This window comes from Hymenobacter crusticola (assembly GCF_002154225.1).
Classification (GTDB): Bacteria; Bacteroidota; Bacteroidia; order Cytophagales; family Hymenobacteraceae; genus Hymenobacter; species Hymenobacter crusticola.
Genome location: NZ_MTSE01000003.1, coordinates 583,777 through 596,512, shown reverse-complemented (window position 1 = coordinate 596,512; position 12,736 = coordinate 583,777). Strand labels below are relative to the sequence as shown.

Genomic DNA, 12,736 nt, shown 5'->3' with positions numbered 1-12,736 from the left:
CAGATAATATGCTCCTTCTACCTTAGTCGGACTAAACTAAATAGTCCTGGTATGTCGGAGAAAAATACTAAGAAATTAAACCGTCGGGCGTTCCTTAAAAACACGGCGCTGCTTTCCGGCAGTGTCGCGCTGCTGCCCACCGTCCTAACCAGCTGCGACGACGATGGCGACCTGCCCGGCTTGCCAGGTTCCTTTGGCTTCTTGGAAGGCGTAGCGAGCTTCGATCCGTCGCAAAGCAGCGTCATTCTCTGGTCGCGCTACACGCCGCTGCTTACGGAGGCCGGCGATGCTGCCATCCGGTGGGAAGTGGCTGAAAACAGGGCATTTTCGCCGGTGCTTAAAAGCGGCAGCTTATCGGCTTCCGCCGCGAACGACTACACGCTCAGCGTCGACGTGACCGGGCTGACGCCCAATAAAAAGTACTTCTACCGCTTCCAGAACGAACTGAGCCAGGTAAAATCGGTGGTGGGCGAAACACTTACCTTGCCGGCGGCTGGGCAGGTGAGCAGCGTCAAGCTGGCGGTCGTTTCGTGCGCTAACTACCAGACGGGCCTGTTCAATGTGTACGGCGCCGTGGCTGAGTCGGAGGCGGATGTGGTAGTGCACCTAGGGGACTACATCTACGAGTACGGGCGCGGAGAGTACGGCGCCAATCCTGCTACGGCGGCGCTGAACCGGGGCCATTTGCCGACGGTGGAAGTAATTAGCTTGCAGGATTATCGCATCCGCTATAAGCAATATCGCAGCGACAAACAGCTCCAGAAAGCGCACCAGCTCAAGCCGTTCATTTGCGTGTGGGACGACCACGAACTCGCCAATAATGCCTACATCGACGGGGCCGAAAATCACCAACCCAACGAGGGAAGTTTCTCGCAGCGCAAGCAGAACGCCCAGCAAGCGTGGCACGAGTACCTGCCCGCGCGCGTGGCAAGCAAAGACAAGATTTTCCGCCGCTTCGACCTAGGTGGTTTGGCCAACCTGCTCATGCTGGACACCCGCTTGCTGGGGCGCGACAAGCAGCTCGATTATGCCGACTACTACGGATCCGGCAACGTGTTTAACGCGGCTGCCTTCGCCGCGGCTTGGCTCAACCCGAATCGCAGCATGCTCGGCACAGAGCAGCGCGCCTGGCTAGCTTCCGCTTTGGCTAGCAGCTCCGCCAAGTGGCAAGTGCTTGGTTCGCAGGTATTGATGGGCAAGATGTACCTCCCGGCCGAGTTGTTGGCTCTCGTGGCTCAGCTTGCTTCTGGTGGTGCTACGCCGGCACTCCTCGCTCAGTACACGGCCCTCGCTACGGCACTGATCGCCATCAAGATCCGGCTTCAGCAGGGCGACCCCACGGTGACACCCGCTGAGCGCGCCCGCGTCGAGACGGTGCTGCCTTACAACCTAGATGCCTGGGATGGCTACCCCGCCGAGCGCGAGAAGCTCTACGCGGCGGCTACCGGCAAGAAGTTGATTTCTATAGCCGGGGATACGCACAATGCCTGGTACAACGACCTAACTGATGCCAGCGGCCGCAAAGTAGGGGCTGAGTTTGCCTGCTCTTCCGTCACGTCGCCGGGCTTCGAGGCCCTGTTTGGAGGCAACACGGCCGCGGCCCAGAGCTTTGCCCAATCCAATCAGCTGCTGATCAATGACCTCAACTACCTCGATGCTTCTCAGCGGGGCTACGTGCTGGCTGAATTCACGGCGACTACTGCTACCTCGCAGTGGCGCTACGTGGCTAGCATCACGGCCGAAAGTACGACCACAACCACCGGTAAAGTCGTGAGCGAGGCCTAGCGCAGAGCATAGTAGCTCCGCGGGGCGAAACCGTAATGCTTTTTGTCGGACAGCCCAGCATGCCCTGATTTCATCAGCATGCTGGGCTGTTTTATTTAGGCGTCAGCAACTTACGAGAGTGGCTACACGAGCATAATGGAATGATAACTTTTGGTAGATAAGCTCACCTGTTGTGCCCAGTTACCTTTGATGCCGGTTTGCTGCGCAGCGTAGTATTTAGCGCGCTGCGCTTGTTGTTAAAGTCGTCATTTCCCGTGCCTACGCTCGCCAAACGCTTCCTTACCTTTCCTTGTCCTACGCAATGTTCTTTGGTATATGCTCTGCGGTGGACCGTCTTTCCCGAAGGGGCATTTTCACAAGTGCCCGTAAGTGAGTGGCTACGGCTGCTGCGCTTAGTGGATCCATTAATCCAGATTAGTAACAGTGGGCTAGAAACCTGTCAGATTAAAGAAGGCCGCGGGCTGCTACTGCTACTGCTAAATCAGTACTTAGACGTGCGCTAAGCCGGCGCGCAACGCGCCTCATGATGCGATGAGCATCCTTGCCCGAGCGGCCCGATTTACTACCTAGCTCCGCGTTTTCTCGCTAGTTGACTAGGGAAGCGCAGGGCTAGGTGCCACGGGCTGACGGGGTGTTTTAGTATTGCATAGGCCTGCCTACCAAGGCTGTATAAGAGCTAGCTTGTGCTTGAATACCTGATCAATTGCTCCGTAGAATAGGCAAACAAAAAAGGAGCGACACGAGTGTCGCTCCTTTTGAGAAGGGCCAACCTGCTCCAGGCATTAGAGCTTGATTGTCCGTTTAGAAACTACCTGACCATTGATGGTGACCGTAGCGATGTAGAGGCCCGCTTTCAGGTGCGTACCGTCGATGGCTACTGAGTGGGTACCGGTCTTATAGGCTCGCTCCCCGACCACCGTCTGTACTTTCTGGCCCGTTTCGGTGAATAGCTCTACGCTCACGGGCGCGGGCTGCTTCACCTCGAAGGAAACACTGAACTTATCGTTGAACGGTACCGGGAACAATGCCAGTTGGGTATCCGCTTGCGTTTGGGCGCCTGCCCGCACCCCTAGGGGCGTGCCGAAGTCCGTCAGCTTCAGGAAGTCAGCCATGAGTGGCGTCAGGGCCGTGTTGTCGAGTAACCCGCGGCCAACCAGCTGCTGCGCGTGCGTGCCGGTGTTATCGTCGGCGCCCACCCAGATGTCCTGGGGCGTGTGGTTGCCCGCCGTGCCCGACTGCGCGGTGCCGTTGCCATTGGTGAGCGGGTTGGAGGCATACGACACTACAATGCGCTTACCGGTAGGGGAGGCCGGGGTCGGATAATCCTTGCCCTGGAAGCTAGTCATCACGTACTCCGGAAACCAGCCGTTGGCGCCGCCGTCGCCGCGCACGAGGTTGGTGGGGGTAGCGTAGCCTGCTTCAGCCGCCACGGACTTCGTGATCTGGCCGGCGTAGGTGCGGATTTTGGTGCCCGTGCCGCTGGCGTTGGCCTCGTCGTGTAGGCCCGTTACGGCAAAGCCGCCGCATTCGTGGTCGGAGGTCGAAAGCAGCAGCGTGCGGCCGCCGGCGGGGGTAGCCAGCAAAGCGCGGCCCTCGGCTACGGCATAATCAAAGGCCAGTACTTCCTTGATCATGTAGTCGGAGCCGTACACGTTGGTGGTGCGCGGCGAGCTAGGGGTGGCCGCTACGCCCGCGTCGCCGGTGCCTACGTAGGTGGGCCGGTCGGCATCTACCACAAACTGGTTGGTGGCGCCCGTGCCGGCGACTACCGAGATGCCGCCCGTGTTGGAGTGCTCTAGGTGGTCGATGCGCCCGGCCTCTACCATCAGGAAAAAGCCTTTGCCGTTGCTTTTGGCCTGCAACACCTGGATGGCCATTTTCGTCATTTCAGCTAGTGATGGCTCCCAGGCGGCGCTGGTCTGGCGGTCCTGCTCGTAGCTAGCGTGCGACGCATTGAACAGGCCGAGCAGCTTCTTGCCGCCAGGGCCAAATTGCGACAGATCTAGGTTGTTGAGCGCGTCGCGGCTGTTGACGTACTTATAGTTGCGCTGCTGCACGGCGTAGTCAACCAAATCGACATTGTCGGCGCGGGTGCCGCTGAGTGCCACGGCCGTGCCGCCGTTCGTAATAGGGTTGCCCGCGGCATCCACCACCGCTTTGTAAGGGCTGGCGGCGGTGCGGGGCAGGAAGTGGCGCGCACCGCCCCCCAGCAGCACGTCTAGCTCCACGCCCACTTTGGGGGTGGGCAACTGCCAGTCGCGGGTAGCGTTGTAGCGGTAGCTAGCCGTTGGGCTAGCGTTGAAGATGGCCTCGTATTGCGCCTGCGTGGAGGCAATGTACTGTGCCGCAATGTAGTCTTCTAGGTCGCGGAACCAGATGTGGCTGGCGAAGGCGGCCGGCGTTGCGTGCGTGATGCGGGCCGTCGAGACTAACCCTACCGCGTAGCCTTGTTTTTTGGCTGCCTCCAGAATCGTCTCGATGGCCTGCCCATTCGCGGGGTTCAGGGCAATGACCTCGTTGTCTTGCTTGCCATTTTTGCCGCAGGCGTACACCGAAGCGCCGGGCGCCGAGTCCGTAATCCAGGAGTTCAGCGAGTGGGTCGTCACTGTGGCGTTGTACTTAAGCTTGTCGAGGGCGAGCACCTGAAAGCCGGCATCGGAGGTAAAACGCTTACCGTCTTTGCCTTGGCCTAGGGCCATGCGAGTCGCCGTTTTGGGGGCTAGGCCAAATCCATCACCGATGTAGATGATGACGTTGTTGGCCGTAGACGACTGCGCAACCGCCGGCGAGCACCCCGCGACGAACAGGAGGCAATTAATAAGTAAAGGTTTGATTTTCATGTGATTTGGTAGTGTGATGAGGGGTAAGTTTTGACTACCAAATTTGACGGCCTACTATAACTAAGGAGTTATGGGCGGGTTACGCATTTGTTAACGATTGGCACTATCCTGGTAAGTTTGTTAACATAAACATGACAACTCGCTGGCAAGCTAGGTGCTTACCTTTGCGGAAAAGAGGGGAACGTCTGTTCGCGCACTGCATGATGCCACGATTACGTCAATCACTCCGAGCCTTGCGGGTGGGGCTGCTGCTACTCGCGGGAAGCCTACCCCTGCGTGCCCAAACCCGTTACCCCGTCGCGGGCAACGAAAAGCCAGTTGCGCTACTCCAGCAGAAGAAGGACACCTATCTGGTAACCCAGCAAAGCGTGTTTCGGCTTGAGCACAAGCAGTTTGTTCGCAAGTATCAAAGTACGGCACCCATTCAGTGCGCAGTAAGCACCGATACGGTGCTTTGGCTAGGTACCCAGCGCGGGGCCATGCGCTTGAACACGCACCACTTCAAGGCCCGTTCGCAGACGCTACCCACCTCAGCCCCCGACGCAAGCATTACCACGCTCTTCCAGGATGCCACGGGCAGCGTGTGGCTAGGTGCCGCCGGCGAAGGGGCGTTTTGCTACGCGCAAGGAGCTGTGCGCAAAGAGCTTAGCATTCCGTCCGTCAACACTGGCTTGGCTACGGCCGACAGCTCCGTGTGGATCGGAACGAACATCGGCTTGAACCGCTGGCACCGCCAGCAGTGGACGCGCTACAACGAAGAGGGCGTTGCCAACCACGAGATTCCCGACAACATCGTGGAAAAGCTTTTGCTCGATACCAAAGGCAACCTGTGGGTGTTTATGTCGGCCGGCATCAGTGTGTTTTCCGGCGATGCTCAGCAGCAAGCCGCCGAGCATCTGCCTACCGTCACATTTATCGGTAAGCCTGGCAATGAGGTATATAGCGTGGCGTACCTAAATGGGCTAGGACATGTATTTGCCACGGCCATGGGCCTGCTGCTGTTACCCGCTGAGCCCGCCGGCCACTTCGAAAGCCTGGAGCCCACCACCGACCAGGTGGCGCCCAAGCAGTTGCTGGTGCCGCTGCCATCGTCCGTTGCTGGCACGCCCAAAGCATCTTCTGCTCAACTGATTCGGGTAGATGAGAAGCAGCGGGTGTGGTTGGCAAGCGCCGGTGAAGTATCGGTCTGGACGGCCAAGGCATTCCACCATCTCCTGCCGCCGAAAGCGGCGCCGACGCTTCGCGCTCAAAAGTGATGAGCTGCCTAGCTTCTCACTAGGCAGAGAATCTGTTCTTTCCTCACGTTCCGCAGGACGCTCAGCGCTTGTCCGCGCTAGGGTCAGCTTGTATTGCCTTATGTTCCGAAAGTCCCTGCTTGCCGCCGTTGTTTTATTTTCTGCCAATACATTAGGAGTAGCCCAAAGCCGTCAGACCCCGAAGCTCATCGTGGGAATTATGGTCGACCAAATGCGGCCCGACTATCTCACGCGCTTCAACGACCAGTTTGGGGAGGATGGCTTTAAGCGTCTGCTGCGGGAAGGGTTTCAGTGCCGCAACACCCACTACAACTACGTGCCGACGGTGACGGGTCCCGGCCACAGCTCCGTGTACACGGGCACCACGCCCCGTTATCACGGCATCATCGGCAACTCCTGGTACGACCGGCGCCTGCACCGCGACGTGTACTGCACCGACGATACCACTGTGCAGCTCGTGGGCACGCCGAAGGGCATGGGCGTATCGGCGCGCAACCAGCTCAGTACCACTCTCGGCGACGAGATGAAGATGGTGTCGAACGGGCGCAGCAACGTACTAGCGTTGTCGCTGAAAGATCGGGCCTCGGCGCTGCCAGCCGGGCACATGGCCGATGGGGCCTTCTGGTTCGACGTCAGTACCGGCAACTTCATTTCCAGCACGTACTACATGCCCGAGTTGCCGGCCTGGGTGCGCGAGTTCAACGCCCAAAAGAAACCTGACTTCTACCGCCAGCAAACCTGGACGCCCCTGCGCGCCGCGCAAGCCTACCAGAACAGCGTAGCCGATTCTAATAACTACGAGCGGATTTTCAAGGGCAAGACGGCCGCTACGTTTCCCTACGACCTAGCCAAGCTAGCACCCCTGAACCCACCGGCGTACGAAACCGTCTATGCTTCGCCCTTCGGCAACACCTTGCTGACGGACCTCACCCTGGCGGCCCTGGCGCACACCGACCTAGGTCGGGACGACGTGCCGGATTTGCTGGCCCTGAGCTATTCCAGCCCAGATGCCGTGGGGCACACCTTTGGCCCGCTTTCCAAGGAAGAAAACGACTTGTACCTGCGCCTGGACCTCGAGATTGCGCGCCTGCTACAGGCACTCGACAAGACGGTGGGCAAAGGCAACTACACCATCTTCTTAACGGCCGACCATGGCGCCACGGAAGTGCCCAACTATTTGGCGGAGCACCACGCGCCAAGCGGTGCCCAGTCGCACACTACGCTCAACCAAAAGGCCGCCGCTTACCTAAACGAGCAGCTAGGTCCCGACCAATGGATTGAGGTAGAACGCGGCAATATGTACTACCTCAACCGCCCGCTTATTGCGCGGCGGAAGCTGGAGCTAGGCCGGGTGCAGCAATTGCTAGCTGATTTTCTCCGTGACCAAGAAGGGGTTGCTCAGGCCAATACCACCACGCAGCTGCTGGAAAATAGCTACTCAACCTACCTCGAAACCAAGCTGCAAAATGGCCTCTACTACAAGCGTTTCGGTGATGTGCGCTACGAGCTGGAGCCTGGCTGGGGCTGGGATATGGGCGTAGGAGCGGGCCACGGTTCGGCCTACGCCTACGATAGCCACGTCCCTTTGCTGTGGTTTGGGGCTGGCGTCACGCCCGGCGTCAGCTATCAGTACCACGCCATCACCGACATTGCTCCCACGGCGGCCATGCTGGTCAATAGCAAGCTCCCAAGTGCCTGCACGGGTCAGCCCATTGTGGAAGTGCTCAGTACAGCAGCGCCCAAAAAGCGGCGGAAGTAAGCGGCTGCCTAGCTGCAACGAGCAGAACGGCATATAGCTAGGCAGGTTCTTTTACTGAAAAGGCTTCGAGGACGTCATGCTGAGCCGGCCGACGCATCTAACTTCTTCTCTCTTGGAGAAGGTTGGCGGTGAAGTTCAACGAAGCGCTAGAGATGCGTCGGCCGACTCAGCGCGATAAATAGTATAGGGCATAGCACATAATTAATCAGAGTAACTGCACAGTGGTAGTTGAATTAATAATTAATTCAACTAATTGTAATTCATGATGCTCTCTAGTTTGCTAATTAAGTTTATAAAAACCCTCTACCTTGATGGTATCTGCTGTGATAAATTATACAGTTGCAGGAATAATTAAATTATTTATCAATTAAATCAGATTGATAATATGTCATTAATATTTAGGTAATAGCTAGGTCATTGCTTTGCACCAGTATTAAAAATACTAGGCAAAAGCCAATGAAAAAACACTACCCCACTCAACGTTCGACAATTGTCTCGAAGAAGTTGCACCAGCGGCTACTAGTATGGCTGGTGTTGCTGACTTTGTCGACTAGTGCCTATGCACAGCAACTGGTAAAAGGCACGGTAACCGACGACAAAAATGCGCCGCTGCCCGGCGCCACCGTGCGCCTGAAAGACTCCAACAAGGCGGTAGCCGCCGGAGGCGACGGCGCGTACAGCATCGCCGTAAACACTCCGGCGGACGTGCTGGTGTTTTCTGCCATCGGTACCGTCGCGAAAGAAGTGACCGTTGGCAACCAGACGGTGATCAACGTGGCCCTGGCCGGCGATGCCAAGCAGCTCAGCGACGTCGTCGTGATTGGCTACGGCACCTCCACCCGCCAGGACATCACCGGCTCCGTGACGACGATAAAGTCGGAAGATTTCAACCAGGGCGTGCTCACGACCCCGGCCCAACTGCTTCAGGGGAAGGTTGCTGGCCTGAACATAACCAAGAGCGGCGACCCCAACCAGCGCCCGTCAGTGGTGCTGCGCGGCCCCTCTACCATCCGCACGGTGAACGGAGGCGTGACCGAGCCTTTTTACGTAATCGACGGGGTACCAGGCGCTTCCATTGACCTGCTAGCCCCCGACGATATTGCCAGCATCGAGGTGCTGAAAGATGCTTCCTCCACGGCTATTTACGGGGCTCGGGCCGCGAACGGCGTTATTATCATCACGACCAAAAAGTCGAAAGCCGGACAAACTAGGCTCACCTACAGTGCCTACGGCGCGGTGGAGAAAGTATCCAAGCAGATTGATGTGCTGAGCGGGGATGAGCTGCGCAAGTACCTGGCCGACAACAACGTGAAGCCGCTGGCCAACCCCACCGACGACGACGGCTCGAACACAGACTGGCAGGACCTCGTGCAGCGCACCAGCTACTCCATGAACCATAACCTGTCGTTTGGGGCCGCCGCCAACAACACCGACTACGGCGCCAGCGCCAACTACCTGAAGAACAACGGTATTCTGCGCCGTACTTCCTTGGAGCGCATCATCATCCGGGGCTACCTCAACCAGCGCTTCTTCAACAACCGCCTGAAGCTAGGTCTCAACTTCATCAACAGCACCACCAACCAGAATGACATTCCGCAGACGAACGTGCTGGCCGGGATGCTGTTTTACTTGCCCACGGTGAGCCCCTTCAACCCCGATGGCACCTACAAGGAAAACTACACCCGCACGGGCAGTGGCCCCCTGAACCCCCTCTCGCTCGTTGATAACAACACGTACGTAACCAAGGACAACAAAACCTTGATCAACGGGCTCGTTCAGGTCGACATTCTCAAGGGCTTGAAGTTCACGCTATCGGGCTCCACGCAGAAGACCCAGAACAACTTCAGCAGCTACCTCAACAGCAAGTCGGGCCTGGCGGTAAACCTCGGTGGGGTGGCCCGCCGCAACCAGTACATGACGGTGAACGACGTGCTGGAGTCGTACTTCAACTACGACCGCGACCTAGGTAAGCACAGCATTAAGCTGCTAGCCGGCTACTCCTACCAGCAGGACCGCACCAACGACGGGTTTGGCATCACAACCCAGAACTTTGCCAACGACGCGCTCAGCTACAACAACTTATACCTGTCGAACCCGGCTTCGCTGTCGCAGGTTGCCTTCACCAACAACCCCATTTCCACGCTCCGCCTGATCTCGCAGTACGGCCGCGTGCAGTACCAATATGGCGACCGGTACCTAGCCCAGGCCTCGATTCGGCGAGATGGTTCGTCGGCGTTCGGGGTGAATAACCGCTACGGCTACTTCCCGACGGTGGCCGTGGGTTGGCGCCTGATCAACGAGAAGTTCATGCAAGATCTGTCGGCCTTCACCGACTTAAAACTACGGGCGGGTTACGGCGTATCGGGCAACAGCCAGGGCTTCGATGCCTTTTCGGCCCTGCTCATCTACGGCACGCCGCCCGGCAGCAGCAAGTACCTGAACAACGGCACCATCGCCAACGTGGTAAACGCCGTGCGCAACGAAAACCCCAACTTGAAGTGGGAAAGCACCGCCACCACCAACATCGGCGTCGATTTTGGCCTGCTCAATAACCGGGTGAGTGGCTCGGTGGATTACTACATCAAGAAAACCAGCGACTTAATCAACGACGCGCTGCCGGTGTCGTCCACGCAGTTTCAGTACACCACCTACACCGCCAACGTGGGCCGCATGACCAACAAAGGCATTGAGGTGGCCCTGAACGTGGTGCCGGTTCAGACAGGTAGTTTCCGCTGGACTTCTTCGCTCAACTTCTCGCACAACAAAAACAACATCGACAACCTGTCGTCGGGGCAGTTTACCATTCCCTACATCCAAACGGCGCAGCTCGGGGGCAAAGGGCAGTCGGGTAACTACAGCCAGATCGTGCAGCCTGGGTCGCCGCTCGGCACCTTCCTGCTGTGGCACTACATCGGGAAGAACGAGGCCGGGGTGAGCACCTACCAGAAGGCCGACGGCTCCATCACGGCCACCCAGCCGCTCACCACCGACCAGCGCTACGCGGGCAGCGCCCAGCCCACCTTAATTTATGGCTGGAACAACAGCTTCAGCTTTAAAGGCTTCGATTTGAATTTCTTGGTACGCGGCGTAACGGGCAATAAAATTCTGAATGCAACTCTCGCTTCGCTGAATAATCCGGCCGATTCCAAATTTCAAAATATACCTAGGTTTACCCTGGGCGAGTCGTTCAATGACATCAACGGTTATTTAATATCCGACCGTTTTTTGGAAAGCGGCTCTTATTTACGCTTGGATAACGCCACGCTTGGCTACACCATTAAGCCCAAGGTGCAAAGCGTAAAAGCAATTCGCCTGTACGTGACGGGAAATAATATTTTCCTGCTCACAAAATATCGTGGCATCGACCCCGAAATAAATATTGGTGGCTTGACGCCGGGTATCGACAATAATAATTTCTACCCGAAAACCCGGACGTTTATTCTGGGCTTGAACGCTTCGTTCTAAAAACTCGCTGCTTGCTGAACCTAGGTTGTATGAAAAATAAAGTATTGCTTTTCATGGGAAGCTTGCTGGCGCTCGTCAGCAGCTCCTGCGAGTTAGACGTGCCCGTCGAGTCGCAATTTGTAGAAGCCAATTTCCCGAAAACCCTATCGGACTACAATGCGTCGGTGGGCGCCATTTACGCCAACTTGTCGTCGAGCTACGCGGTGCCCTACTGGCGCATGCAGGAGCTAGCGACCGATGAGGCCATCATCCCGGCCCGCGACGGCAACTTCGACGACGGCGGACAGTACCGGCAGCTGCACTACCACACCTGGACGCCCGACCACCCCAACGTGCTCGGCATCTGGCAGTGGGCCTACAGCGGCATCCTGACCTGCAACCGCCTGCTGCCCATCACGAACAATTTCGGATTCAACGCCACTGAGCTGAATGCGAGGGTGGCCGAAATCCGGGCCATGCGGGCCCTGTACTATTACTTTTTGATGGACCTGTACGGCAACGTGCCCATCGTGACGGAGTACCCCGTGAACGATCCGCCGGCCACCCAGCAGCGGGCGGAGGTTTACAAGTTCATCGAAACGGAGTTGCTGGACGTGGTGCAGCTGCTGCCCGCCAAAACGAACTCCCTGGCGACCAACACCCAGCAGTATGGCCGCCCGACCAAAGGGATGGTGTTTGCGCTGCTGGCCAAGATGTACCTCAACTCGGAAGTGTACGTGGGCACGCCGCGCTACCCCGACGTGGTGCGCATGGCCGATAGCGTGCAGAGCAACCGCAACTACAGCCTCGACGCGCGCTACCGCGACATTTTCCTGCCCAACAACGGCCCGCAGATCAACGAGACGATCTTCGCGATTCCGTACGACCAGCAGATTCCTGGCAACCAGTTCACGCGCTTCGGTTTCTTCTACTACATCACGCAGGCCTACGGCTTCAACGTGGGCCTGAGCATTGCCATGAGCAGCACGCCCGAGTTCTACAACCGCTTCAACCTGCCCGGTGACTTCCGCACCAAGACCTGGCTTTCGGGCCCCCAGTTTGCGCCCGACGGCAACGGCGGCTTCACCTCGCAACCGCTCTACTATCCCGGCACAACCAACCAAGTCGTCATCAATCCGGTGCTGACGCTGGTGCCGCCCAAGCCCATGGACCTAGGCAACACCCAAGCTAGCCAAGCCCAAGGCGTGCGCTCCATCAAATTCTACCCGGACCCCACCATCATCCAGTCTACGCGCCTGAACAGCAACGACGTGCCTGTGTTTCGCCTCGCCGACGTGATGCTGATGAAAGCGGAAGCCATTCTGCGCGGGGCCACGGCCACCACGGTGAACGGCGAACTGCAAACGCCCTTGGTGCTGGTCAACAAGATCCGGACGCGCGCCGGGGCGCAAACCGCCGGGGCCATCAGTCTGAATGGAATACTAGACGAGCGGGCCAGGGAGCTGTACTGGGAAGGCTGGCGCCGCAACGACCTAATCCGGTTCGGGCAATTTGAGGTGGAGTATCCGCTGCCCAATGATTTTCTGAAAATGGATAAAAGCACGTCTCGCCGCCTGTACCCTGTGCCCACCAACGAGCTGAAGCTAAACCCAAATCTGAAGCAAAACGAAGGCTATTAAGAAGGCAGAAAG

General features: G+C 57.8%; 6 protein-coding genes. 5 read left to right on the top strand and 1 reads right to left on the bottom strand.

What is annotated here, in order from left to right:
* Positions 1-51 precede the first annotated feature (51 nt).
* The gene (locus BXP70_RS08740) at positions 52-1,785 is read left to right on the top strand and encodes an alkaline phosphatase D family protein (protein ID WP_086593647.1); all 1,734 of its coding nucleotides are present in this window, start codon (positions 52-54) and stop codon (positions 1,783-1,785) included.
* Positions 1,786-2,567: 782 nt separating this feature from the next.
* Here the strand turns inward: BXP70_RS08740 and BXP70_RS08730 are convergent.
* The gene (locus BXP70_RS08730) at positions 2,568-4,625 is read right to left on the bottom strand and encodes an alkaline phosphatase (protein ID WP_086593645.1); all 2,058 of its coding nucleotides are present in this window, start codon (positions 4,623-4,625) and stop codon (positions 2,568-2,570) included.
* A 200-nt stretch (positions 4,626-4,825) separates the two neighbouring features.
* Here BXP70_RS08730 and BXP70_RS29420 point away from each other — a divergent pair, with 200 nt between their 5' ends.
* The 4 genes from BXP70_RS29420 (at position 4,826) to BXP70_RS08715 (ending at position 12,724) form a co-directional block, all read left to right on the top strand.
* On the top strand, positions 4,826-5,881 hold the full coding sequence (locus BXP70_RS29420) for a hypothetical protein (protein WP_143436427.1): 1,056 nt from the start codon (positions 4,826-4,828) through the stop codon (positions 5,879-5,881).
* Positions 5,882-5,981: 100 nt separating this feature from the next.
* On the top strand, positions 5,982-7,640 hold the full coding sequence (gene pafA, locus BXP70_RS08725; RefSeq protein ID WP_179197630.1) for an alkaline phosphatase PafA: 1,659 nt from the start codon (positions 5,982-5,984) through the stop codon (positions 7,638-7,640).
* A 456-nt stretch (positions 7,641-8,096) separates the two neighbouring features.
* A complete protein-coding gene (locus BXP70_RS08720) occupies positions 8,097-11,105 on the top strand; it encodes a SusC/RagA family TonB-linked outer membrane protein (protein WP_086593643.1) in 3,009 nt (1,002 codons plus the stop codon).
* Positions 11,106-11,134: 29 nt separating this feature from the next.
* A complete protein-coding gene (locus BXP70_RS08715) occupies positions 11,135-12,724 on the top strand; it encodes a RagB/SusD family nutrient uptake outer membrane protein (protein ID WP_218779759.1) in 1,590 nt (529 codons plus the stop codon).
* Positions 12,725-12,736: the final 12 nt, after the last annotated feature.